The sequence below is a fragment of the Chitinophaga agri genome (assembly GCF_010093065.1).
Lineage (GTDB): Bacteria > Bacteroidota > Bacteroidia > Chitinophagales > Chitinophagaceae > Chitinophaga > Chitinophaga agri.
Map to the genome: position 1 here is coordinate 522,065 of NZ_CP048113.1, position 24,760 is coordinate 546,824.

At 48.3% G+C, this 24,760-nt stretch carries 17 protein-coding genes; 7 read left to right on the forward strand and 10 right to left on the reverse strand.

Annotated features, from left to right (window positions below; genetic code table 11):
- Nucleotides 1-22 precede the first annotated feature (22 nt).
- The 5 genes from GWR21_RS02030 to GWR21_RS02050 all read right to left on the reverse strand — a co-directional run bounded on the left by GWR21_RS02030 (nucleotide 23) and on the right by GWR21_RS02050 (nucleotide 10,669).
- On the reverse strand, nucleotides 23-3,616 hold the full coding sequence (locus GWR21_RS02030; protein WP_162330115.1) for a DUF3450 domain-containing protein: 3,594 nt from the start codon (nucleotides 3,614-3,616) through the stop codon (nucleotides 23-25).
- A 30-nt stretch (nucleotides 3,617-3,646) separates the two neighbouring features.
- A complete protein-coding gene (locus GWR21_RS02035; RefSeq protein ID WP_162330116.1) occupies nucleotides 3,647-5,890 on the reverse strand; it encodes a hypothetical protein in 2,244 nt (747 codons plus the stop codon).
- Entirely contained in the window at nucleotides 5,880-9,083 is a 3,204-nt protein-coding gene (locus GWR21_RS02040; RefSeq protein ID WP_162330117.1) for a DUF6603 domain-containing protein, read from the reverse strand. The genes GWR21_RS02035 and GWR21_RS02040 overlap by 11 nt, the downstream gene beginning before the upstream one ends.
- A 96-nt stretch (nucleotides 9,084-9,179) precedes the next feature.
- A complete protein-coding gene (locus GWR21_RS02045; protein ID WP_162330118.1) occupies nucleotides 9,180-9,905 on the reverse strand; it encodes a hypothetical protein in 726 nt (241 codons plus the stop codon).
- A gap of 59 nt (nucleotides 9,906-9,964) precedes the next feature.
- Nucleotides 9,965-10,669 (reverse strand): phage tail protein, encoded by a 705-nt coding sequence (locus GWR21_RS02050; RefSeq protein ID WP_162330119.1) that lies wholly within the window; start codon nucleotides 10,667-10,669, stop codon nucleotides 9,965-9,967.
- A gap of 643 nt (nucleotides 10,670-11,312) precedes the next feature.
- Between GWR21_RS02050 and GWR21_RS02055 the strand changes: the two genes are divergently transcribed.
- From GWR21_RS02055 to GWR21_RS02070, 4 genes are all read left to right on the forward strand, one after another.
- On the forward strand, nucleotides 11,313-11,981 hold the full coding sequence (locus GWR21_RS02055; RefSeq protein ID WP_162330120.1) for a DUF4844 domain-containing protein: 669 nt from the start codon (nucleotides 11,313-11,315) through the stop codon (nucleotides 11,979-11,981).
- Between the two features lie 211 nt (nucleotides 11,982-12,192).
- Entirely contained in the window at nucleotides 12,193-12,444 is a 252-nt protein-coding gene (locus GWR21_RS02060; protein WP_162330121.1) for a hypothetical protein, read from the forward strand.
- Nucleotides 12,445-12,863: 419 nt separating this feature from the next.
- Nucleotides 12,864-13,352 carry a hypothetical protein gene (locus tag GWR21_RS02065; RefSeq protein ID WP_162330122.1) on the forward strand — a complete coding sequence of 163 codons (489 nt, stop codon included), beginning with the start codon at nucleotides 12,864-12,866 and terminating at the stop codon, nucleotides 13,350-13,352.
- A gap of 71 nt (nucleotides 13,353-13,423) precedes the next feature.
- Nucleotides 13,424-14,062, forward strand: a complete 639-nt coding sequence (locus GWR21_RS02070) for a class I SAM-dependent methyltransferase (RefSeq protein ID WP_162330123.1) — start codon at nucleotides 13,424-13,426, stop codon at nucleotides 14,060-14,062.
- 63 nt (nucleotides 14,063-14,125) lie between these two features.
- On the opposite strand, the gene katG is transcribed toward GWR21_RS02070, so the two are convergent.
- Nucleotides 14,126-16,399, reverse strand: coding sequence for a catalase/peroxidase HPI (katG, locus tag GWR21_RS02075; protein WP_162330124.1), 2,274 nt, complete (start codon nucleotides 16,397-16,399; stop codon nucleotides 14,126-14,128).
- A 535-nt stretch (nucleotides 16,400-16,934) separates the two neighbouring features.
- Between katG and GWR21_RS02080 the strand changes: the two genes are divergently transcribed.
- From GWR21_RS02080 to GWR21_RS02090, 3 genes are all read left to right on the forward strand, one after another.
- Nucleotides 16,935-18,275 (forward strand): amidohydrolase, encoded by a 1,341-nt coding sequence (locus GWR21_RS02080; RefSeq protein WP_162330125.1) that lies wholly within the window; start codon nucleotides 16,935-16,937, stop codon nucleotides 18,273-18,275.
- A 292-nt stretch (nucleotides 18,276-18,567) separates the two neighbouring features.
- A complete protein-coding gene (locus GWR21_RS02085; protein ID WP_162330126.1) occupies nucleotides 18,568-19,419 on the forward strand; it encodes a helix-turn-helix domain-containing protein in 852 nt (283 codons plus the stop codon).
- Nucleotides 19,420-19,501: 82 nt separating this feature from the next.
- Nucleotides 19,502-19,882, forward strand: a complete 381-nt coding sequence (locus GWR21_RS02090) for a PH domain-containing protein (protein ID WP_162330127.1) — start codon at nucleotides 19,502-19,504, stop codon at nucleotides 19,880-19,882.
- Between the two features lie 89 nt (nucleotides 19,883-19,971).
- Here GWR21_RS02090 and GWR21_RS02095 read toward each other — a convergent pair whose 3' ends face one another.
- The 4 genes from GWR21_RS02095 to GWR21_RS02110 all read right to left on the reverse strand — a co-directional run bounded on the left by GWR21_RS02095 (nucleotide 19,972) and on the right by GWR21_RS02110 (nucleotide 24,602).
- Entirely contained in the window at nucleotides 19,972-20,655 is a 684-nt protein-coding gene (locus GWR21_RS02095; RefSeq protein WP_162330128.1) for a hypothetical protein, read from the reverse strand.
- A 38-nt stretch (nucleotides 20,656-20,693) separates the two neighbouring features.
- Complete coding sequence (locus GWR21_RS02100; RefSeq protein WP_162330129.1) at nucleotides 20,694-21,464, reverse strand: PorT family protein; 771 nt, start codon at nucleotides 21,462-21,464, stop codon at nucleotides 20,694-20,696.
- Nucleotides 21,465-21,538: 74 nt separating this feature from the next.
- Nucleotides 21,539-23,545: a serine hydrolase gene (locus tag GWR21_RS02105; protein WP_162330130.1), complete on the reverse strand. Its 2,007-nt coding sequence runs from the start codon at nucleotides 23,543-23,545 to the stop codon at nucleotides 21,539-21,541.
- A gap of 52 nt (nucleotides 23,546-23,597) precedes the next feature.
- Nucleotides 23,598-24,602 carry a hypothetical protein gene (locus GWR21_RS02110; protein ID WP_162330131.1) on the reverse strand — a complete coding sequence of 335 codons (1,005 nt, stop codon included), beginning with the start codon at nucleotides 24,600-24,602 and terminating at the stop codon, nucleotides 23,598-23,600.
- Between the last annotated feature and the right edge of the window lie 158 nt (nucleotides 24,603-24,760).

Sequence of the window (24,760 nt, forward strand, 5' to 3'; positions counted from 1 at the left end):
CTTTAAATGCTGCGGTAAAGTATTATTGATGGGGTGTAGCAGGTAGTAACGATAAAAAGCCTTCCTGTATGAGTTGGCTGTTGATCGAGCCGGTTTGTAATGGCATTTGATTGTCGACGTTGGTTTGTTGCCAGCCTGCTGCTGTTTGTTGTTTTAATATCCATTGCCGGTCGGGTTCCGCGCCCAGTGGTACAAAGGGGGTTGCCGGTGCTCCCAGGAATGGTGCGATGAGCATATCCAGTTCCATATGTTTGAGTCCTTCGGTATAGGTAGCCGGCAGATCGATGAGCTTCGCGGGTAATATCCCGGAATCTGCCTGTACACCACCTCTGGGATCCATCAGGATCGTGATGCCCTCAGGTGCTGCGTGGCTATTGATCGTCAGCGTAATGTCTCCGCTGGTGAAATACTCACTTGCCGGTTTTGGTGTACCAAACGGGATATGCATTTCGCTAAAGCCCTTTCCCTTGTCAGTGAAATAACCGATCAGGCCATCTTTGTTATTACGGCTGTCTCCCAGCGCAACAGGGAACTGTATATTATCTAATCCCGGTGGTTGTGTTTTCGTTTCTTCCGTGATCGTATGTGCATAGTGCTGCGGTTGCGCCGGTAAGCCCCTTAATTCAAGTTTCAGTGAGGCCCTGACCACTGCAACGGGTTGTCCCATCAACCCGGCAATACCCGGTGCCTGTTCCGCTCCGGAGGTGGAGAGGAACAGGGCGGTACGGTTACACAATGCAAACAATGAGCGTAGTGCCGCGCCTCCTGCCAGCTGACCATTGTTATCCCGGAAGTTAAGCAGGCCCTTCACAAAGTCCAGCAGGAACGTATTGCTGATCGCTGCATCCGGTGTCCGGTCGGCGGCGATACCCGGTGGATTGCTCCATTGTAACTGTATCACACCGTTGATGACTCCCATTTTCAGCGCACCGCATTTTACGCCTTCAGCAGTGTATACATCCAGCGACTGATCCAGGTGATCGGGGAGTATCCAGCCACAAACGGGATTAGTCGCAGGGTCAATGGTACTTTCTTCCATCGGCCCCGGTTTGGCTGCACACCATCTGAATAAAAGCCTGGCCGGCTGTATGATCTTAGGAGAGAGCGTTATCTGGAAATTACTATTCAGTTTGTTCAGGTTCTCTGCGATATGCAGCTGTCCTTTCTGAATGACATTGCCGCTGGTATCTGTGTCAATGATTTTCTGTACCTGGCCGAAAGTATCTGTGATCCATAACCGCGTCAGCCGAAGGTGCCCTGCCCTGAGGGGAAAGAATCGCGCAGCCCCGCCTGATACCGCGTCTGCATCCGGGAAATAATAGTCTTCTTTATACAGATAATCAGCCACGCTATTGTCTGGTAACAAGACCCCATCTGTGTCCGCGAGGTTCCTCAGCAGCGGTATATGGATCGGTTGTTCCCGCATCAGTAATGCATCTGAAAAAGACCCCAGTGCCTGTGATAAATGCGCGCCTGCATTTACGTGACCGGGAAGCCGCTGCTGTATCAGGCTGGTCACCATATCAGTGAGCAGCACCTTGCCGGCATACTCAATCGATTTTGTGATATCAGGAGCGGCGCCTTTATAACGATATTGCTTATTCTCCCATTGCCAGTCTTCCTGTTTATATCGCCATTGTCCGTTGCTGACACTATAGGTGGGGATGAATCTGGCATACCATATCAGGTTTAATGGTGTCCAGGGGTGTTGCCAACGCTGGATACCTCTTGTTGCCAGTAATTGTGAAAGCGTATCAGCCGTCCAGTTGTCCGGCCTGATCTGCGTATTATTCCGTAACACCACCGCTTTAAATTTATCCGCCGGTACACCTGCTGACAGTTGCAGCATATTTCTAAGGTAGGTGGCCAGCGCCTGTATACTGACGTTATTACCAGGACTATCTTTATAATATTGCTGGGCCCATACGAGTGTCCACGCCGGGTCAAACAGGATCGCTTCCTGATAGAGCTGGCTGATAAGCGGAATATTGTTTTTCAGCGAGCCTAACTCCTTCAATGAAAGCGCAATAGTGCCTGGTGTGATCGTGCGGCCATCTCCCGTGCTGAGATCATTCAATACCATGCCGGCTATGACCTCTGGTGGGATGCGGCAGGGCAGCTTATCAGTCTTACCCGGATTTTTGTATTTGGAAGATGTTGTCACACCCGGGCCTGTAAATAGCATTGTCGGTTCGTTCGGCTGCCAGTACCGCGCCATCTTTTTCTCTGACAGTTCAAATAATGCAGGTTTGTCGCCATCGGGCAGGAAAGCAGGCAGTTGCCTGATAATATCCTGTTGGACAGTGACAGCATTATGGTGTTGTGCTATACCGGTGGTGGCAGCGTCGATGTCCTGTTGTAATGCGTTGCGGCGGGTCATCAGGGAGGCGGCTAATGCTGTGTCTTCGTCCCTTTCTGCCATAATGATCTTATCACTCAATGCCCTGAATTCAAGCATGTATGACTTTTTCATTTCTGTTAGTCTGTCCTTCGCCTGCTGTTCGGTATTGATCTTTTTAAAAGCTGCTGATAGTCCCGGGTTCGTTACCGGATCAGGAAAAACAGGTATTGCTTCTTTCTCTTCTCTGGTACTGGCGTCTTTTTCTACCTGTTTGATCTCCCATAGGGTACCGCCGTCATAAGCCGTATAGGCATGACTGTCTATCTGGGTGTCCAGCACAGTCGCATCTACCGTGTCTTTCAGGATATCATAGAAGTAGCCGCTGAGCAGTTTTTCGGCAGCGCCTGTTTGCCTTGAGAGTTGTGCTGTCTTTGCTTCGATGGCTGTCATACCTACCCCTGTATTGACTGCGGCGCCGCTTACCGGCAGGGTATATAGCCGCGCAGGGTCCCAGTTGACGCTGTGTATAAAACCATGACACAGGATGCTGTCGGGGAAAGGATTATTGGTAGCGCCTGATAACTCCCACCTGTTCCTGATATTATCAATGATGAGCGCATCGCCGTTCATCAGCGGCTCAATAGCCGGATCAGAATACCAGCCCGTCACCAGGTAGGAGAAGGAGGCGACCGTCGCATCCATTCCGGTCAGGTCGTCCCAGAGGCCGAATACATTCCGGCAATACTGATAGATACCTGCAAAGCTGGCGTTGCCAGGCGCCATGGCTGTCAGCGGTGTCGTGCTGCGTGGCTGCTCTACCGTCCAGTTTTCAAGCACAGTTGCCTTGCCGATGTTGTGCGAAGGAGAGTAGCTGCCATCTTCATTTTGTATGGCCCAGGTGCTTTTATCAGATCGCAGTGGCGTAATGTGATCACTTTCGAGCAGCCATTTTTTAATAACAGGCTGGTTATTGACCAGATGTGTCCTGATCACCAGCCACCTGTTAGGCACTGCCGGGAACAACGCGCTACCTTCTTTCTGTATACCGTTGGTCAGGACGGCAGGTAGTGCCCAGTGCAGGTGTATACCTTTTTCACAGAAACCTCCCTGGTTCAGCGATTTCAGGTCGCCGGGTTCCAGTTCTGTACCCAGGCGGGCATATAGTCCTTCATAATCTATGTAAAAGTTCTTCCAGTTAAATGCAGTGTCTTTCGCCGTGACCTTATCAACTACCAGCGCTTCTATTTTTACCGGCACTAATATTTTCTCACTCATGACCGAATCGGTTTACTTGTTGGGGTGGGGTTATTTGTTCCAGTTATCTAAAATGTTGAGGGTGTATATCACCGGACTTTCGAGCAACTGAAAAGCCAGTTCGGCGGACGTACTGACGGTGGTACCTTTTTCAGTGATAGCGCCCGCAATGTTATTCAGGGACAGTACACCTTTACTGCTCACCGCGAGCGTAACTTTTGTCTGTCCTACATTGCCGGCTTTATCCCGCAGCGCTTTCTGCCATCCTTCACTGCTCTCATCGACACCAAAGTGTGTTCCTTCCGGTGGTTGTATGAATTGCAGCTGTTGTACCTTACCTGAAAATACACAGAGCTGTATATCGTCCGATAACCGTTCTATCTTCAATGGATGCTGCATCCAGGCGCCTGTTTCGTCCCTGGCAAAGACCTTAATGCCCTTCCATCCCGATACCAGTTGTGAACGGAGAAAGAAGCCCGTAATGTGTCCGCTGATGACTTTGGGTAATGGAACTGCTTCCCCTTCTCCGCGTGGTACAAAAGAGGCGTTCGCTTTATTCACCATGATGTTATCAGGGAGGAAGCGGCCATCTTTCAGCATATTCAGCAGGGATACCGAATCTGCTGTATCAACAATGCTTAATGCGCCACCCAGCAGGGCTTCAATCCAGTCATAGTCTATATAGAAAGTGCCTACTGCTTCTTTTTCAATGGTTCCTCCTTCACGGCTGATGAGATAATTTTCATGTGGCAGTAGATAATTCACCGGCACGCCTTCCAGCAGGAACAGTTTGCCCAGCCAGTCAGTGATGGTGGATGGTATTTCATGTATGCCGCCACCACTGCCGGCGATATTGTTTAACTGCTGATCAATATCTTCCGGTTTATTGGAAAAGGGAACGGGTGTTTCGGTAAAGGGATTACCTGCGTTATAATGACTGGCCAGAAAACCTTTCATGGTGTCTTCCAGTGAGGCCGTCTCCGTGATATTGCTGCCGTATCCGGCAGGGAACAAACCGGCTATCTGCTGCCGGGCAGCTGATTTCACTATCTGTCTTTTACCCTGCAGTTTCCACTGATACAGGGCCGTGTTGAATGTTTTGTCTTTTAAGGCCAGTAGTCGTCCCAGTTGCCAGGCGGCCGCATAGGAAATGTCCGTCATGCCGGTCGTGTGGTCAAACCGAAGTGCTTCATCGGCGGTCTTGTACGTCTTGGTCTTCGGATTGGCAGGCAGGAAGTTCGGATTGAACGGACCCCGATACCAGGAATAGGTCTGTGCACCATTACGCGTGACATGTGGTAACAGGGTATATCCGTAGTCATATGATCTTTTCAGCGCCTCATGGGTCCCTGCGGGATAGTTGATCTTGAAGGGACTTACATGTAGTCCTTCACAAAGCTCCAGGAAGTTTTTACCCGCGGCTACTGTAAAACTCCAGGATTGCAGTACCACCAGCCGCACCTTATTTTTTCCTTTGCTTTCGATGTACTGATCTTTCAGGTAATGGTTGTGATAGCCTTCCAGTGATACAAGGAAGATGGTATTCCTGACACCACTGGTGTTGTCGCTGCTGCTGACCGGTAGCCGGTTACACATGAGCGTGGAAAAGTAGCCATCATCTGCAATGGATGCGCGTTCTTTGCTATCATCCACTGTTACCTTTCTCACATGTGCGAGATAGGGCAGGTCGTCCTTTGCAGGTGCTACCTGCCTGAATAGTGCCAGCGGCACATCTATTACATCGTAAGAGGTATTGATGTCTTCCCAGGGGGCCAGCTTGGGATTTTTGCCATGGACGATATCGGCTGATATTTCCGGTACGAATACCTGGCTGCCGGGGTCTTTCAGACTCTTTTTGGTGGGTATGATGGCATTTTCTGCGATACCTGATCCCTGCATTTCATCTTCGCTGAATAGTAACAGGGCCATCCAGGGGGCATGCCGCACCGGATGACTGAATTTAAACTGTGTGTTGGTATGCTGCTCTCCGTCTATTGTCCTTTCCCAGGGTAATGTACGGCGGTTGAAGACGATCTGTGGTAAGGTTGTTTCAAAATGTCCGGTCGCATCTTTCGGAGGGTAGACCGTATAGACAGTTGCTTCTTCAAGGATAAAACGGGGGGCGCCTACCCAGACCTTTTTAACAGCCTTTTCAAAATCGGCGTCGCTGGCCTTTGCCACAGACACTGACAGGTCAGCGCTTACCGTATATTCTCCGGCCACCAGTTGCGGCAAGCTTTCATGTATGAACGTCAGTAGCTCCGGGTTTTGTAATAGTTGTTGCTCAGTTGCCATTGTCCGCTTTATTAGTATTACCTGTTTCGTTCCTGTACTGTGGAAGGCCACCTAACTGCACGATCACCGGATCGGCATTGAATGTGGTCACCCATTCTGGCAGATTGCCTGTGGTATCAGCCTGCTGCATGTCCTGTACAAGCAGGGCAGCCTCGATGATGCTTTGGCGTTTTGCCGTGATGCTCACATCGGTCAGCTTATTCGTGATGATCGTTTTAATGGCCTCGCTATACGCGGTATTATCGGGGCCTGTCAATGCTGCCACATAACTCCAGCTGAGTGATTCATTGACTGCCCTGAACTTTCCACTGAGGTCGAAGCCTGGCGGATCGGGTGGGGGCGGTGCTTCTCTGGCCGTGATAACAACTCCTTTCAGGGTATTTTGTAAGATCTTTACTTCCTCCGGATGGTCCTTGTCATTGCTGCCGGGTGTATTGCTCCACAATGATCCGGGCACGCCAGTGGTATATGTAGCGTAATGAGGGGCGAAGTCGCCGCTGAGCGGACTACCATTCATCAGTACTTCTACCCTGAGTGTAGCAGGAAGCGTAGCGGCCCCCATCGGCCGGATACCGAGCGTTGTGTTACGGTCTGCATACTGCAGCATACCGTTGGCTGTCTGCATCTTTGCATCCGCCGCCATTTCATTCACCACACCTGACTGATCGGGCACTTCCACGGTGGTCACCGGCATTGGTATGTCAACATTAATGCTAAGCTGATGCGGATTGACAAGCAGGTATTTTATTTCACCGGAGGCTGTCTTTACCTTGTATTCATTAATAATACCGGTATTGATAATGATCTCCGGTGCGATCTTCTTATTCGTATTGGTAGGGATAAACTGCTGTTTGAATCCGGGCCAGTCCAGCCATTCCTTTTTCGTTCTGCCAGCGTTGCCGAATGGAATTGTGAAAGAGAAAATATGCCAGTCCACGTAGGCTTCGCCTGCAAATGGTGGTCCCCAGATATGCAGTTCTGCACCCATTTCAAGTTTGAAGTGAATGGTGAACAGTCCCATGTCTATATGGGCGTCTATCTTCACGCGGATACCCATATCGATCGCATACTGGAAAGGCGCCCAGGCAATGAGCATGTCGGCCCATAAATTAACACTGGCGGTCAGGAAGCTGAGGCTGAAGGTGACTTCTAATCTTCCACCCGCCATGATCGCATTAGGTGTAAGTGCATAATACAGTCCGCCTTTGATCTGTAACTGGTTGGAGATTTTCCAGTTCAGTCCTAAACGGTCTACATCAGGATAGTGGTCCGGTTTCTTAAATTTGGGATGGTATCCACCCAGGGTAATGACAAAATCTCCGGCGTGTTGTCCTTTGACCCATGCATAGAATGCAAAGCCGCCGGTGAGTTTACAGTTTTTGTCCAGCACGTATGAGTTGGAAGTCAGCATGGCTTCCACAGCGATCACGCCGCTATCAGGACCAAAGCTGACCCTTACGGCCAGTTCTACATAGGCAATGGCTTTCTCTTTTGAAGGCCATGCCAGAATAGAGAGACCGAGGATGGCAAATTCGGTGCGGGTACCAAATTGTGCCATGACGAGTATAAATGAATCGATCAGTTTGAACGAGGTGAATTTGATACCTACGGCCAGCCAGTAATCGCCGGGGGATGCAGGGATCCATTGCTTCGCTACTAATTCTGTTAATATATCATTCAGTGATTTGTCTGGGTTCGGATGCAGCGCCATGGCCACCAGTGGGAAGGTATTGACTTCCCGGATCGCAGGTGTTTTTACCCGGCGGTTGTATCCAAAACCTGCTGCTATACCCGTTACAAAGAAGAAGGCGGGTCCACCAATCGTGCCGGCATACATGGCATAGATGAACAGGGAGACCGTACCATCAGGTTTAGGCGCTATCAGTTTGCTATAGCCGCCGATACCGCTCACGCTGAACTGTGCAAGTGAGAGTTGTGCGGAGCCATAATAGGAGTATTGTTCAGTTTCCAGCGGTGTTGCTCTGAGGAACATACCGCTGATGCGTACAGGGTCTTTGGTATATGATAATCCTATGCCGTCTATATAAAATTCAGGCAGCGCAGGAGGAAATTTCCATTCCAGTTTGAACCCTAGTCCCAAACTTATCAGCTGCATACCGATATCTGCCATCTGCACGGAAGCATCCAGCAGTAACACCACCCGGCCGTTATTGTACATGAAGCCCAGTCTTTGCAGGATAACAGGCCCGATCTGTTTATTTACTTTCGTCCACTTTGCCTTAGCCGCAATTTCTCCGGGAAGCGTGCTTACCTGCGCTGTATTGCTGCCATCTTCTGTTGGGGTAGGGTAGGTTTTACCCGGGCCGTCATTGAGTGCATAATATGCTGAACGTCCATTGATCAGCAGTTGCGCGGAGATGTTAAATCCGGCAGTGACATGAATGTCGGGCATGCCTGCATAGCGCTGCAATTCGGTTTGGGTGAAGTTACCACTGGCATACAGTGCCAGTACCTCGCGGAAGGCGAACGCATCGTCTTTGGCAAATAGTGATCCCGCAAGCGGGAGGTCTTCAAGATCGAGATGGAGGCCGGCACCCAGGCCGACCAGTACATCCGTATCGCCTTCACCTGTTTTCCGGTAGAGCAGGAAGGCTTTGAAATCATTCAGGGTGAGTGCCGCATCAGGGATCGCATTGGGGTTGCTGAAAACTTTACCAGCGATGTCTCTCAGATTGAGGGTGGTTATGCCTGTATGGATATAGGTCGCAAACATATACCAGGTATCATCCACTTTGGTATAGCTGAGCCCAAATTTGTGACTCTCTATGCGCAGGATGCCACTAAACGTAAATGAGGCATCAGTATTATCTGCTTTTTTATAGGCGATCAGCAGCGTGCTATCGATCTCTTTACCGTTGATGTTAAGTACTGTCTCGATAGATAGACTGAACTCACTGGAATGGGCCCCAGTACCATATTTTATTGAGATCTCCCTGATGCCTGGCAACTGGTCCAGGAAACCGGGGATCTCTGTTTTATCATCCGGATCAAACGCGTTGAGTAATGCTGGTAAAGTGATACCGTTGGGATTTTCCGTTTTCAGTATGGCATACATCGATTTGTCGGCGCCATTTATCCGGAAGCCCAATGCAATTTCAAACTCAACCGCATTGGTAGTACCAATGCGGGTTGAGCCTGAAATGTCCAGCAGGAAGTGAGATGGATCTGCCATAATGTTGACTACCAGTTAAGGGATGATATTCCGGGCAGGTAATATTGCTGCGGGTGTGTTAACGTCAGTGTTCAATCATTTGTAAAGGGCGGGGCCTTAGCTTTTTGGTGCTTCCAGGGATGGGTTTACGGCAATATTCGTTACCCTGAAGCCTACTTTCTTGATAGTGAAGGCGCCGAATGTAATGGTCTGACCGTCTTTTGACGTTACCCAGAAATCAAATGTTTTCTGTGTAATGTTGTAATAGAAGTCTTTGAACTCGATGATGAAATCTTCTGGTTTTTTTGCCACACCGTCTTCACCCTTTACCGGTGGCAGTTCAGGTACAGCGCCGGTGTCACCGGTGTTTCTCTTGATCCAGTCGATAAGTACTTTCAGGTTAATGGAACTTCCACCCGCATCATCTGTTTTGTCGCTGAAGTCAATGATCCAGTCGCCTTTCGGATTGATCTTCGTTACCAGGTTGCCCATTCTGACATTCACGATGGCCGCAGCGTCATCCTGGCCTTCAGGGCCGATGAGTAACTGACCGTTTACGCCTATACTATATTTTGAAGCGTTAGCGAGACCGCTGATCGTAACGGTGGTGCCGGTTTGTGCGAATGTACCGCCTACTGCACGACTGACAACGGTAGCGCCGTTTGACCAGGTTACCTGAATGTTGTCATTGGCGGTAGCGAACGTCGCCCATGTGGCGGCTGTCACGCCTGTGGCTGTGATCTTTTCAGCAAATGCGTCTTTGCTATCAAATTTTGCCAGTTCTGCTGCGTCGGTGATAGGGGCGATGTTGTTTGAGAGATTCTCAATTTTAGTAATTGCCATTGTATTTGTGTTTTGAGGTAAATGTTATGGGTAATAGCCGGCGTCGCCGGATGTTTAGTTTAGTATTTGATAATGTAATTGAGTGCAAGCCATTTTGGGCGGGTTTTCCCGGTGGTACTGCTGGTGTACAGCTGAAGGCCTGTAACAGTTACCTGATGCGCGTGATTTCCTGAGTCTTGTGTAGCTTGATAGGTCACGTCGTCTCCACCTGTATCAATGCCTGTGAAGCCACCTTTTGCAAATCCTCTGAAATACCATTTAGTGGGAAATCTATGGCTATGAATACCTGCCGGTGTGGTGGAAAATGTTCTTTCAGGCATCCAGACACTGTGACTATGCTGTTCTGCGCCGCCTGCGAGGCCCAGCCCATCGCCAAGACCGGTACCCTGAATGAAGGTGCCACGCAGATCAGGTACCCTGAAGGTATTTGCATCGCCACCATACGTAGTGCCGATAACGTCAAAGAGTTCTTTCTGATCGCCGGCCTTCGGATAGGAAGTACCATCACAGAATACCCATCCGGGAGGAGGTGTGCTGCCTGCATAAGGGATGACCGCACCAACGGGCATCACAGATCCGGATTTGTCTATGAACCTGCTATTGGATTTGATGTTACCATCTACCTGAAGCTTTTCTGAAGGAGTCTCCGTACCGATACCGACATTGCCATTTGCCGAAATGTTGAGGGCATTAGTTTGTGATTGCGCATTTATTTTTCCGATCGTTGTGGCGCATACAAATGCCGTAATGAAAAAATGTTTCATTAGTTTTTGAGTATGGGATTAAAAAAAAATAATAAATGACCAGTTATAGCCTGCGTTGCATTTTCGTTTGGAATTTGCCGTGAGGAACAGGGGATCGTTCCGGAGCTGTTACAACAGCGCCCGGGAACAACAACAATGTACCGTTATGTTGAGGTTGTATACTGGGATGCTACATGTTTTGGACTGTTAGTATTGTTAGGGTAACAGTGAAATATGCCAGCAAAACTATATCGGAAACAAATATCCGGCAATGGTTTTCTGTATGAGCGGCAAGCACCTGCTTTTCATGGGTTTACCCCGGAAACCTTTGCCAGTTATTTTTTTCGGGGTGATGGGCGGAATAAAAAATTATCGAGTCGGCGGAACAAAAATCCGGTTTCAACGGTTGGAAGGCGGGCTGTTGACATTCATTGCCAATTCGTTTTGTTTTGATTAAATTCGCATGATAACGCCCTATCTATGAGCCAGTGCGCAACCCTATACCGGATCAGCCAACTGAATTTCGGCCATCTTACAGAGAATCCTGACAATTTTCAGGTGTTTCCCAATGCAAAGTCATATCTTACCCTGGATCAAACGTTCGAGGCACTAAGATTCATTTTATCCAAAGAACAGGATGATGCTAATTCATACTAAAGACACTATGCGCGACAAACGACCTATATTAACTGCCCTATCCAATTTCAGAACTAAAGATAAATTTTCCTACAATGAATTTCAGGAAAGAGGATTAAGCCCTTCTGACCCTGATAAGTGTAATGACATGCAGTTGATCGTTAATGATTGCACTGATGAAATAATTGCCGGAATAACAAATGACCTGAGCAAACGGGAACTGACAAAGATCTTCCGGAACCATTTGCATGCAGTGAATAAATTCCATTATGATACCGGAGAGCGGGAGTACCTGTGCGATCGTCTTTATGACCTTTCTGTGATCGTAGATGCAGATATCAAACATGATCTGAATAGCTGGCAGTATGGTAGCGTGTTTAATACGCTGATGCGTATCACCAATTTTCTGAGAGGGGCAGGAAAAGTCGTGGAAGTGAGGCAGCAAAGATGTACCGCATGTGATACGATGTTAAAGACTTCCATTATGGGCAGGCAGGAAGGAATACCTGATTATAACTGGCATATCATCAGGTGTGGTGGTTGCAGGGAATATAACCTGTCGTCAATCGGGCCTGGTGTGAACGGGTATAGATCTGAGAACTATCAGTTGGTAGAGCAGTTGCCGAAGGCGAATTATAGCGAGGAGGAGGCGCATGTGCGGTTAGAGCAGATAAAGTATTTCAGGAAGGATAGGTGAGGGGAAGTTGCTTTCATGATACAGGCTGTAAATAAAACGCTAAATCAGACAATAACGACGCCCAATACTACAACAAAGGTGTTACACTAATAACCTGACTGCATATTTAACCCTTCCGTTAACAGTTTATTAACCAGTCGGCGTTGGCAATACGTTATCATTGTAATAACATCGCTTATACCAAAATAGCTAACCACAACATCGCCGGACTATGTTCTCTAACAAAAACACAAGATTCCTGGAGGAAGTACAGCAGCAGATTCATATTATCAATTTGGAGAATGAAAACCTGAAAAAGAGTTTGCAGGATTGCACCTCACAGATCGACCTCCTGAGGAGAGAATATCCTGGATTCATTCATCCTGACTATATGACAAACAATAAGGCAGTAAATTCCCCTGATCAATGGACAATAGATATCATGAAAGGAAAATTTACACGCACCCTGGACCTTCATATGTAATAGCGGGCTAACAGAACCAAATGTGTCAATGATCAGGTATTAGATCTGAGGCAATCACCATGCAGTTATAACTAGCGCCAATGCTGAAAGCGGCTGTACTACAGCCACGATTCCCGGCAAGCCAGGTATAGCAGCCGATGTCCTGTATCACTAATAGTAGTGACAGGTATACCAAACCAGCATACCCCAATCAAAACGCGCCTGTAAGATCGTTGTAGTCCAACATCTTACAGGCGCTTCTTTGATCATATATCACTGACAACCATGCTGTGAGACATATCACATAAATCAGTATCTTTAATGTACAACGCTACTAACTATTGCTTTTCTCATCCCTTCGTGACCGACATGCACGAATGTCCTGATATGCCCGGATAACCTCAATATTCTCAACCACGTGTATCAAATATGATAGTACGATGCCAAAGTCTTTTTACCAGAACATTTCCATTAAATTCCTGGCTGCCGTAGCCGGTGTTATGACACTTGGCGGACTGTTTGGAGCCATCAACGACGCGCGTGAACTAGTGAGCAATTTCACCATTGCAATATGGGCGACCACCGTTTTTTTGCTCTGCGGTATCATTGCTTATTTATTCCTGAAATATTGCAAGCCGGAATGGGGCAGTGGGCCTGGACCGTTGCCGAGAGTGATCAGGTTCGGGGAAAGCATCTATTGGGGACTGGGAGGAATGCTGACCCTGATATGGACCGGTGCATTATTAAATGCCGCAAGTGTCGTGGATAGGCCCACAACGGCTACCACCTCTCAGAACGTGACTGCCGATACTGCTGTAACTTTTACACGTCCGCTATTCGATCGTAATGATAAACGTTTCAGGATACTGATCCTGCCCTGGGTACAGCAGTGTCAGGAAAAGATGCAGCAGAATAATTCTATTGGGTAATTGTTGTGAGCGGACGCTCACATCCATGGTAAAATGTAATTATGTAACTTTGTTGCAAAAAGGGAAGAGCCATGCTAAATGATACCAATAAGCCGGAGTTCTGGGAGACTGCCTTTAAAGAAAAGCAGGAGATGTGGGGTTTTCAGCCGTCAAGGTCCGCCGTAATAGTGAACGACTTTTTTGTCAGGGAAGGCGTGAGGAACATCCTGATTCCCGGTATTGGCTATGGCCGGAATGCGCAGCTATTCAAAGACAACGGCATGACGGTTACCGGCATAGAGATCTCTGAGACTGCCATAGAAATGGCTCGGAAGCATTATGGACCGGATATGGTGATACATCACGGGTCCGTCACTGCGATGCCTTTTGATGCGTACAAGTATGATGGCATATTCTGCTATGCATTGATCCATTTGCTCGATGGTGAAGAAAGAGCTAAGCTGATCAGCGATTGTTACAATCAGTTGTCCGAAGGTGGATATATGGTTTTTACTGTCATCTCCAGGACGGCACAGACCTATGGACAGGGAACCATGATCGGGAAGGACCGCTTTGAAATGTTTGGAGGGGTGAAGATGTTCTTTTATGACCATACCTCCATTCAGGAGGAGTTTGGGAATGCGGGGTTATTTGAAATAACAGCGGTACAGGAGAACTACCCGTTCTTCCTCATCAAGTGCAGGAAGGATGGGAGTAGTACTGCCGGATAGTATATAAAAGAAAAGCCTCCGGTTTAACCAGAGGCTTTTCTTTTATATACTATCCGGCAGTAATTAGGCTATGTCAAATCTATCCAGGTTGGATACTTTCGTCCAGGCAGCTACGAAGTCTTTGAGGAACTTTTCTTTTCCATCGCTGCTGGCATACACCTCTGCAATGGCTCTCAGTTCAGCGTTAGATCCAAACACCAGGTCTGCACGGGTGGCAGTCCATTTGTTAGCGCTGGTCGTACGGTCGGTACCCAGGTACAGTTCCTTGTCGTCTGACATCGCTTTCCATGCGGTGTTCATGTCCAGCAGATTTACGAAGAAATCGTTGGTCAGTACACCCGGAGTAGCCGTGAATACACCATGATTGGAACCATCATAGTTGATGTTCAGCACGCGTAAGCCACCTAATAATACCGTCAGCTCGGGCGCTGTCAGCGTCAGTAACTGCGCTTTGTCAATCAGCAGTTCTTCAGTAGATGCAGGTACGCGTGACCTCCGGTAGTTACGGAAGCCATCGGCCAGCGGCTCCAGGTAAGCAACTGATTCAACATCAGTTTTATCCTGTGTAGCGTCCGTACGGCCAGGTGTGAATGGCACTGTTACGGCCTGTCCGGCGTCTTTCGCTGCTTTCTCGATACCCGCAGCACCTGCCAGTACGATCAGGTCCGCCAGGGAAACTTTCTTACCGCCGGACTGTGCGCCGTTGAAAGCCTGCTGAATACCTTCCAGCTTGTCTAATACTTTCTGTAACTGGATCGGATTATTCACCTGCCAGTCTTTCTGAGGTGCCAGGCGGATCCGTGCACCATTGGCGCCACCGCGTTTGTCTGACCCACGGAAAGTAGACGCTGAGGCCCATGCTGTACCCACCAGTTCCGATACAGTCAGACCTGCGTCCAGTATAGTTGCTTTCAGCGATGCAATATCATTGTCATCGATGAGTGGATGGTCTACCGCCGGTACCGGGTCCTGCCAGAGCAGCTCTTCTGCCGGAACATCAGGTCCCAGGTAACGGGCGCGTGGTCCCATATCTCTGTGTGTTAATTTAAACCATGCCCTCGCGAATGCGTCTGCAAAAGCATCAGGATTCTGCAGGAAGTGCCTGGAGATCTTTTCAAAGCCCGGGTCCATTCTCAGTGCCAGGTCGGTTGTCAACATGGTAGGCCGGTGCTTTTTGTTGCTGTCATACGCATCGGGGATGAAGCTTTCTGCATTTTTAGCTACCCATTGATGAGCGCCTGCAGGACTCTTGGTCAGCTCCCAGTCAAAAGCAAAAAGGTTCTCGAAGAAGTTGTTGCTCCATTGCGTAGGTGTCTTGGTCCAGATCACTTCTAGTCCGCTGGTGATCGTGTCGGCACCTTTACCCGAGCCATAGCTGTTACTCCAGCCAAGTCCCTGTGCTTCCAGTCCCGCAGCTTCCGGCTCTTTACCCACGTGTGTGGATGGAGCGGCGCCATGGGTTTTACCGAAACTGTGTCCACCTGCTATCAGCGCTACGGTTTCTTCATCATTCATTGCCATCCGACCGAAGGTATCACGGATATCTTTTGCTGCTGCAATTGGATCAGGATTACCATCAGGACCTTCAGGATTCACATAGATCAGTCCCATCTGTACGGCAGCCAGTGGCTTCTCCAGATTGCGGGAGTGGATATCACCATCTGCATCATCATCAGATGAAACAATGCCCTGACCTTCTACACCTGGTGAGCCATGCGCATAACGCAGGTCGCCACCCAGCCAGGTTGTTTCTGCACCCCAGTATACATCCTCATCTGCTTCCCATTTGTCTTCACGACCACCAGCAAAACCAAATGTCTTAAAGCCCATTGATTCCAGTGCCACGTTACCTGTCAGGATCAGCAGGTCGGCCCAGGAGATGCTGCTTCCATACTTTTGTTTGATCGGCCAGAGCAGTCTGCGTGCCTTATCCAGACTAACGTTATCAGGCCAGCTGTTCAGCGGTGCGAAACGTTGCTGTCCGCCACCAGCGCCACCACGTCCGTCTGTTACCCGGTAGGTACCTGCACTGTGCCAGGCCATACGGATGAATAACGGACCGTAATGTCCGAAGTCCGCCGGCCACCATTCCTGTGAGTCAGTCATCAATGCATGCAGGTCTTTTTTCACGGCTTCCAGGTCCAGACTTTTAAATGCTTCCGCATAATTGAACTGCTTGCCGAAAGGATCCGACATGGTGGAATGCTGACGCAGGATGTTTAACTTTAGTTGGTTAGGCCACCAGTCGCGGTTTCTGGTGCCGCCACCGCCAACGTTGCTTTTCAGAGTGCCATTGTGAAAGGGGCATTTACTAATGTCGTTTGACTCTTTTCCCATTTTTAGCGATTTATGGTATGAATGAATGCTTGCTTATCAGATTTCCTTCGCGCAGAATTTTAAAATTATGATATTGAAGAAATAAACACAAACAATTAGTTTCTATATTTAGATAGTTTAAATCTATATGATTGTCAGGTGGCTTTCTGCTGCGTACATACGCCAATGTATTTCGTGTAGCCATCTGCTTACGCCGGACAGCCCGCGCCTGTTCTTTCCTGATTACACAAAGCCCTGCCTGTATGTGTTGTAACGGTTATCATCATTTCTCTGAAAGTTCACAGGCGCAAAGATGACGGCGATGAATGGAAATCCCGTTGTCCTTATTCACGTGTTTGAAGTATTTTTCCCTGCTTTTGGCTATCCGGGTACAGATTTAACAAAAAAAAGATCGCAGTGTTCAATGGAGATGCTTTCCTGTTTCAGTGCACATACCGTAAATAGCCGCTCATTTATAAATCTTACAGAGAATGTTATAAATGCTACCCATATCCCGGTGAATGACATTTTATCTTTGGCCAAAAGATTAACAACTATGCGCGCGACAAATATCTCCAGAAAGGATTTTATCAGGAATTCGGCTATGGCCACCCTGGGACTTGGCCTCACCCCTTCATTACTCGCCACGGCCCACGCTGAAGCGCCGGCAGGGGACGGACCATCTGCTACGGGAGGCAAAAAGACGAAATGGAAGAATGTCAGACTGGAAACAGGATTTGAATATGAAGGAGAGGAGGTCATCGCTACAAAAACGGACTTATTTTGTATAGAAGCAGCCGATGGCCGGATCACGGCCATATCGCCTAATGACCCGAAAGCCAATGCGACTGATGCAAAAGGATGGCTCATGCTGCCGGCTTTTAAAGATATGCATATCCACCTGGACAAGACGTTCTACGGTGGTCCCTGGAAGGCCGCCAGAAAGAAGACAAACGGCGTCAAAGGCATGATCGCACTGGAACAGCAGATCCTTCCGGACATGCTCAGGACCTCCACCGCTCATGCCGAAAGGACTATCGAACTGTTACAGTCCTGTGGCTCCGGTTTCGCCAGAAGCCACGTGAACATCGAGCCTACTTCCAGACTCGATTCGCTGAAAAACCTGCAAAAAGCGCTGGAGCATAAAAAGACCACCTTCGGGGCCGAACTGGTCGCCTTCCCGCAACATGGCCTGTTCTATACCGACTCCGTGCCTTACATGAAGGAAGCGGCTACAATGGATATTGATTTTATCGGTGGCGTTGATCCGTTCTCTCTGGATGGCGAGATCGCTAAACCAATGGACTTTATCGTAAAACTTGCCCTTGATAACAATAAAGGCATCGATATACACCTGCACGAATCCGGAGAGTCCGGTCTGAAGACGGTAGAATACCTCATCGACAGGGTCAATGAGAACCCTGTGCTGAAAGGCAAAACCTTCCTCAGCCACTGTTTTGTACTGGCCAAACTGGAAAAGGCCAAACAGGAGGAAATAGCAGATAGGCTGGCACAGGCGCAGATAGGTATCATGTCTACCATTCCCTTCGGTGGACTGATCATGCCTATCCCTACCCTCTATAAATATGGGGTGACTGTCGGCACGGGTAATGACAGCATCATTGACCACTGGAATACCTGGGGACTGGGTAGCGTATTGCAAAAGGCAAACGTGATGGCTCAGCTATATGGTTACGCTACTGAGTTCCTGTTGTCCAGAAGTCTGAAGCTGGCCACCTACAACGTACTTCCGCTGGATGATAAAGGCAATCAGCAATGGCCTGAAAAAGGGGATGCTGCGGACATGGTACTCCTGGATGCCAGCTGCTCAGCAGAAGCCGTATCCCGTATATCACCAGTGAAATCGCTCATCCACCAGGGTAATATTGTTTTCTGATAACAGCTGCTACTGACAACGACGGCCGTACGTCCCTGCAGCATGCAAAGCCAGCTGGTTACAATGTCATCATCGAAATACGGAAGGCCGGTAAGCTACAGCTGATCAGCAATCTGCCGTATAGTCCGGAGCCGTTTCCAACTACTATGGAGGCGGCTTTCGGCATTATATGCCCGCTATCGGTCGCGTGCGTAGCAGCCAAATTGTTTTTTGCCTAATTTAGCCGCATAGAGGTAATCCGCGGCTCCTGGTCCGTCAGGTTACCCTGTCTTCAGCAAACGATATAGCGCAGATGGACTATCAGAAAGATCATTTTCCGGTATTAAGTATTCAGGCGTTCAGTCAGGGTAGATCTGCCGACTGTACCGTCCTGTTTCATGAGCTGCTGGGAGAGCGGTCTATCGATGAAGCCCACAAACATGACTTCTTCATTGTAATACTTTTTGAAAAGGGAAAAGGCTCACACACCATTGATTTCGTGGAGCACACCATCGCCGACTATCAGTTACATATGGTCTTTCCAGAACAGGTGCATCAATGGAAAATAGCGCAGGAAACCGTCGGCTATCAACTGATGATAGGAAGGGAGCGGTTTGAGACTTTCCTCCCTTATCTCCGTTTCTCCGCGGCTTTCTACCAGCATCACCCGGTGATAGACCTTGCAGAAGACGTTTTTAATACGCTGCTATACGAGTTTAAGTCCGTAAAAAACGAACTGGAAGCAACCGCCATCTTCTGGGAGCTGATACAGGCCCGTTGCAGCACGATCGGTCTGCTGATCAGTCGTGTGGCGGAGAACGTTTTCAAAGACCTGGATAGCTATAGCTCCAACGCGATCCTTCCCCGTTTTATCAGTTTGACCGACAGGCATTTTAAAGCACAACGGTCTGTCGCCTTCTACGCCAGTGAGATCGGGATCTCTGCTAACTATCTGAATATGGTCTGCAAAAAGCAACTGAACGTCTCTGCCTCGTCCCTGATCCAGAACAGGGTACTGCTGGAGGCTAAACGATTACTGAAAGCATCTGAAATGACGGTGAAAGAGATCGTATTTGACCTGGGCTTTTATGATCATGCCAACTTCTCAAAGTTTTTCAAGTCCCACACGGGCATGACCCCTTCTGAATTTAAAGAACTGAAGTGACAACATAGATTTGCCGGTTGTAATACAAAAAGCTATCTTGGTTTCTTCAAACCATTTACCTATACATTAGCAATTTACAACAATGGGACTTTTCTCCGGATTACTCGGCAATGCTGGCGCTGTAGACCAGGCGCAGCTCATCAAAGATTATGGCAAACTCCTGACTCCAAACGAAAGCATTGAACTGGGGTTCAAACTCATCAGGGACACATTCATCTTCACAAACAAACGTCTTATCCTGGTTGACAAGCAGGGTATTACCGGCAGCAAAGTGGAATACCTGAGCATTACCTACAAAAGCATTTCCCGCTTTAGTATCGAAACGGCCGGCACATTTGACCTGGACGCAGAACTGAAGATCTGGATCTCCAGTGAAGTACAACCCAGCATCCGCAAACAGTTTAATAAGTCTGTGGATGTATATGAAGTACAGAAGGTACTGGCCCAGCATGTACTGGGATAATCCCTTTGACCTCACCGTATTTAAAAGCAACAGGCCGGAATCATCATTTCCGGCCTGTTGCTTTTAATATAGTTGCTACCGGCCTTTTCCTACGGACAGTTACATTTCTTCTTTATTGGCTCCAGGACATCATCCAGCCATTTATTGGTCACCGTACATATATTGCTGCCATCAGGATGGTTGCAGCTGATGTATTCTTCCGAGATGACTGTTTTCGTCGCAGGGTCGGGATGCATATTCGCCAGGTTCCTTGTCTCTATATGTGGTGTGATCTTTTTCTGTTCGCCGTCAATCGTCAGCAGTAGCCCGCTCGATAGCACATATCCGCTGGATGCCAGTTCCTGAATATAGATGTCCGTTTGACCGTCGAAGTTATAGTCATCATATGTGGCATGAAAATACAGTTGTCCCAGTGCGTATCCTTCAATGCTGTCTTTTAGCTGCCAGGTATTATTTTGTAAACTATATAGTTTTATGAGGTAGGTGCTATCCCTCGGTGCACAAAAGAACAGCGCATTCCGTTCATTTTTACTGAGGAAATAACCCGACTTGAAAAAGACAAATGGCTCCGGAGAGTGGCTGCCATACTCGACGGTGTCCGTAGTCAGCGAGCTGTCAAGCAGTTTCTCCAATGTACCTGCCAGGAATGCGGACGTTGACCCGGGCGCAGGGATAGGAGGGCCTTTGTCTGCCTGTGGCGATTGGCAGGCGTAATGAGCGCCAGTCAGCAGGAGAATACCTAAGGTGGTCATAGCAGACCTGAGGACATGCATAATATAGTTGTTGTGGAGTGATAATATTGCCGGGGGAGTCATCGAAACAGGCTGCTTACCTTGTAACTTACGCCCGCCTGTAACTGTAATGCTTTGCTTTTATCCCGCAGTTCTTCGTACGTACCTTCTTTCTTATAAAGTGAGTTGAAGAAATACTGAGCGCCAACCATCATCTCCAGTTGCTTCACTACCGCAAAACGCATATTGAAATGACCACCCCACACCAGCCGCCGGGCATCGCCCTTTGTTTCAAATGTACCGCCGGAAGCGGCGCCTGTACTGGCATCATAACGAACGATCACGTTGCTGAATTGTTTGTCGATGAGGTAATTAAATACAGGGCCTGCCTGTACCGAAAACCGACCCAAGGACCGCGTTACATTCAACGGACGGGCAGTCACGTAGGTAAACCGTGTATCTCCATGTTTTTTCGAAAGTTCGCTTAAATACATGGGCCTGTTTTCCGCTGATTGCCCCATATAGGTGTCATAGTCATATTTAAGCTGCATAACACCTATGGCGAGGGACCATTTCCAGTGACCGTTCAATGGTTTCACTGCTTCCACTTCAAGGTTAAAGCCTATCCGGGCATTAGTAGTGGCAGCCGTCTGTGTAACAGCTGGCGGAGAAACGGCATTGTCAATACGGACCAGATCAGGTATGACAAAACGCTCCACATACACGACCTCGTTCCGGAAGTCCGGTAGCAGACTGGTATTAGCACTGACGTTAACTTTCAGCGCTGTTTTCTGGGCGGTCGCAAAAGGGGCACTCAGCATACAGATCAGGATAGGTATGGGGAGTTTCATTTTTCTTTTTAAGATAGAGAAAAAAAACTACTCAAAGCTATCTGATGAGTAACAATACTCTATAGAATTACGAATTAATCTTTCCCTTCCACCAGGAACTTCCTCATATTGTCCAGCAGTTCATCCGATGTATCCGAATTGGTGAAAATAGCATATCCCATCTTCATATCCTTGTACACTTCAAACTGGCATTTGAAATCCCCGTTATTGCCTCCATGTCCAAAGGTCTTTCCATAAGGTGTTTCCCTGATCTCAAGGCTCATGCCCATATAGGTCGGTACTTTCGGTCTGTCAGAGTCATCGAAGGGGTAATCCGAATGTTTGGAAAAAATGGTATCGTAGGTACTCGCTTTCAGCCCTTTCTGTTCCATCAGGTACAACATGAACCGGGTGAAGATAGCTGCCTCGGTATGCATGGAATAGGCCATACCCGGGTTTTCCGGCAGGTCGTTATTGTTGGGTAGCTTATTGATATGTCCAAAGGCAACGACCCGCTGGAGGGAGTCATTCTTCGAGAAGAAAGTGTGGTAAAGTCCCACAGGCTGGATCACTTCTTCTTCCAGGACCTGTTCGACCTTCTTCCCCGTGATCTTCTCTACCACCATTTTCAGGTATTCAAAGCCTTCTCCCGAATAGCCGAAAGATGTACCTGGCGTAAACTTCAGGTCCAGTTTTCCATTGTCATTGATCCAGCGCCAGTTAGGAAAGCCTGTCCGGTGTGTCAATACATGTCTGGCCGTGATCAGCTTATACCGTTCGTCGTATTCAATATCTTTATAGGGGAGGTACAGGTATAAGGGTTTATCCAGGTCGATCACCCCACGCTCTGCCAGCTTTTCAACAGCCAGCGCAAATACCGGTTTCGTAATAGACGCTGCCTCAAATAAGGTGCTGTCTGTCACTTTCTGCCCTGTCATGGTATTCGTGACTCCGTAAGTCTTATGATAGACCAGCTTCCCATCTTTGATCAGCGCCAGCGATACGCCGGGAATACCATAATACTGACGATAGGTCTCGATGAAACGGTCCGTCTGTGCTGCACTACCCGCTGTGAAGTCGGCCAGCAATAGGCCGCTGTCAGGGATCATGTCAGGCATAGGGGTATTGGAAAGCACAACGTCCTTCGCGGTTACCTGTTGCCCGCTCTTCACCACCACGGTGACAGGTGTTTCCTCTTTGGCGGCATACAATTGTTTATCCGGGTGATAGTAGGTATCTGCCAGGGTAAGCATGTATTTGCCTGCGGGTACTAAGGTGGTATAGTTGCCCAGGCTATCGACCATTGCGGTTAACCAAAGTCCGGGTTTGCCGGGGTTGTCCAGTCTGATCCGTCCGGGTAACCGGGTAGCGGAAGTCTTATCCCAGCGTAACTTCCCCGAGATTGTCGCCAGTTTGGCGCCGGCTGGCAGCAAAAGGACGTCGCCCAGGCTATTGGGATTGACATATTTGGAACCACCTTGTCCCCAGGCTGACCAGGAGAAACTACCGTCTTTGTCTTTGTCAAATACGTGAAAGTCAAGCCCTATAGACTTTCCTACCGCTAACTGATCTCCCAGCCGGATGCGCCATTCATAGTAACGGGTATTGCCCCGGCGTATCATCGCCACTTCCATCATCTCCCACGTGGCTTTACTGGCAAAAGGATCATAGAACGCATTGTTGGTATTACGCAGCTTCTGGCTGTACATAAAAGACGCTACTCCTGAACCGGTGATCAGGTGGCGGGCATCAATGCTCAGCTCCAGTCCGTCCTGAGTGTTCCACCGCACATTGGCGGAGGTGTCTTCTATAAAGTCATCATCTGTAATAGTAAATGCCAGGTACAGGGACTGGTTGTTTTCATTATACCCGAGCTGGAAAAAGCCGGAGAGGTCTGCGTCATTTTTCGGCCTGGTGTCCGAAGGATGCACGGCTATTTTATACCGGATCGCGTCCCTGGGCCAGTCTGACAGGTCACCGTCCACTTTGATCTTACCCAGTGGATAGGCATACGCAATACTCCCGTTATGTGCAGAAAGCTGTAGTTGGAACAGGATACCTGATACAAGCAGGCAAATCGCTTTAAAAGATGGGACTGGCATGTGTTTGCGGTTTGAGGTTTGCATAAAGACGCCCCATACCGGAAAAAGTTGCTTAGCTCACTTCTTTTTTGCTTTTACTGAACCTATGCTCCCTGTATTCCGCCAGCCGCATGTCCAGCAAGGCTTTAATTTTCGCGTAATTCTCTTCATTGAACGCAATCTCGTTTAGCGACTTTGTCGCCGCTTCACCAAAGTAGTTTTCCTTTTCCTGCGGATCGGTCAGCAGTGTGAACGCAAAGTCTCGCCCATATAACACGTCATGACCACTCAGGTTCTTGATATAGGCATGTACGAAATCGCGGTCAGTGGCAAAATCTTCTTCCTGTATGTATCCTCTGTCCAGCACACGTATCCACTCTGTTACAGGTGATTTGCCCTCTTTGATGTCACGTACGACTGGTGCTGTTACCGCATCCGTTTTCACCAGGTCACGTTCAATGGCCCAACGCAGGAACATCAGATCGGAAGTGATATAGTGACTTTTTGATTTTAGGAAGGTATCGAAAGTGCCATACAGGTATTCATAGTATAATTTGAATACGGGCATGGAATACTGGAGTTCCAGTGTGATGTTAGTAACAGCCAGATCATCCCCATACTGGACGCCCCAGACGATTGACTTCTCAGGTACCAGCGGCACTTCCCATCTGTAAAAACTTTCACTGCCATCATCATTGAGCCAGATAGGTGTGATATCACTGCTCTTTAGCGTAGGGGCGCCCAGTTTAGCCTGCAGCGTATCAAAATCATGCGTAAAGTCAATTCCCTGCGGAAAGGTTGTTTTTGACTTGTTATTATGGAACCTTACATGGCTGAGGAGGGGTATAAAAACGCCCTTTTTATCGCCAGGTACAGGCGGATAATCTTTCAGATAGGTGTTGATATTGAATAACAGGTCAAATCCGAGTTTCTTGTTTTCTACCCAGTAGGAGGTGTCTGCCGAACGGTTTGAAATAGTGATTTTCTTAGGGTATTTAAATCCGTTAGTCTCAATAAATGAGATGATCTGTGCATCATCAATCCTTCGGCCCAGCAGGCCGGTTAGTGTATTGAACATGTTGAATGTTTTGAAGTAGCATGAACTGCCCTGCAAAATAGAAAAAACAGGTAGTAAAAAATAATCATCTTTGTGTTATCTTAGCCGCTCAAGGCCCCTGATACCTTAAAAGCTATCTCGTAAGTAATGACGGTCTTCCATTTTACCACAACAAGAAA

What these genes read in the sequence shown, in the direction of transcription:
- GWR21_RS02065 (WP_162330122.1), top strand. Translation starts at nt 12,864, where the DNA reads ATGCCAAAGTCTTTTTACCAGAACATTTCCATTAAATTCCTGGCTGCC.
- GWR21_RS02060 (WP_162330121.1), top strand. Translation starts at nt 12,193, where the DNA reads ATGTTCTCTAACAAAAACACAAGATTCCTGGAGGAAGTACAGCAGCAG.
- GWR21_RS02105 (WP_162330130.1), bottom strand. Translation starts at nt 23,545, where the DNA reads ATGCCAGTCCCATCTTTTAAAGCGATTTGCCTGCTTGTATCAGGTATC.
- GWR21_RS02045 (WP_162330118.1), bottom strand. Translation starts at nt 9,905, where the DNA reads ATGGCAATTACTAAAATTGAGAATCTCTCAAACAACATCGCCCCTATC.
- GWR21_RS02030 (WP_162330115.1), bottom strand. Translation starts at nt 3,616, where the DNA reads ATGAGTGAGAAAATATTAGTGCCGGTAAAAATAGAAGCGCTGGTAGTT.
- GWR21_RS02090 (WP_162330127.1), top strand. Translation starts at nt 19,502, where the DNA reads ATGGGACTTTTCTCCGGATTACTCGGCAATGCTGGCGCTGTAGACCAG.
- GWR21_RS02070 (WP_162330123.1), top strand. Translation starts at nt 13,424, where the DNA reads ATGCTAAATGATACCAATAAGCCGGAGTTCTGGGAGACTGCCTTTAAA.
- GWR21_RS02095 (WP_162330128.1), bottom strand. Translation starts at nt 20,655, where the DNA reads ATGCATGTCCTCAGGTCTGCTATGACCACCTTAGGTATTCTCCTGCTG.
- GWR21_RS02055 (WP_162330120.1), top strand. Translation starts at nt 11,313, where the DNA reads ATGCGCGACAAACGACCTATATTAACTGCCCTATCCAATTTCAGAACT.
- GWR21_RS02035 (WP_162330116.1), bottom strand. Translation starts at nt 5,890, where the DNA reads ATGGCAACTGAGCAACAACTATTACAAAACCCGGAGCTACTGACGTTC.
- GWR21_RS02080 (WP_162330125.1), top strand. Translation starts at nt 16,935, where the DNA reads ATGCGCGCGACAAATATCTCCAGAAAGGATTTTATCAGGAATTCGGCT.
- GWR21_RS02040 (WP_162330117.1), bottom strand. Translation starts at nt 9,083, where the DNA reads ATGGCAGATCCATCTCACTTCCTGCTGGACATTTCAGGCTCAACCCGC.
- GWR21_RS02050 (WP_162330119.1), bottom strand. Translation starts at nt 10,669, where the DNA reads ATGAAACATTTTTTCATTACGGCATTTGTATGCGCCACAACGATCGGA.
- GWR21_RS02085 (WP_162330126.1), top strand. Translation starts at nt 18,568, where the DNA reads ATGGACTATCAGAAAGATCATTTTCCGGTATTAAGTATTCAGGCGTTC.
- katG (WP_162330124.1), bottom strand. Translation starts at nt 16,399, where the DNA reads ATGGGAAAAGAGTCAAACGACATTAGTAAATGCCCCTTTCACAATGGC.
- GWR21_RS02100 (WP_162330129.1), bottom strand. Translation starts at nt 21,464, where the DNA reads ATGAAACTCCCCATACCTATCCTGATCTGTATGCTGAGTGCCCCTTTT.
- GWR21_RS02110 (WP_162330131.1), bottom strand. Translation starts at nt 24,602, where the DNA reads ATGTTCAATACACTAACCGGCCTGCTGGGCCGAAGGATTGATGATGCA.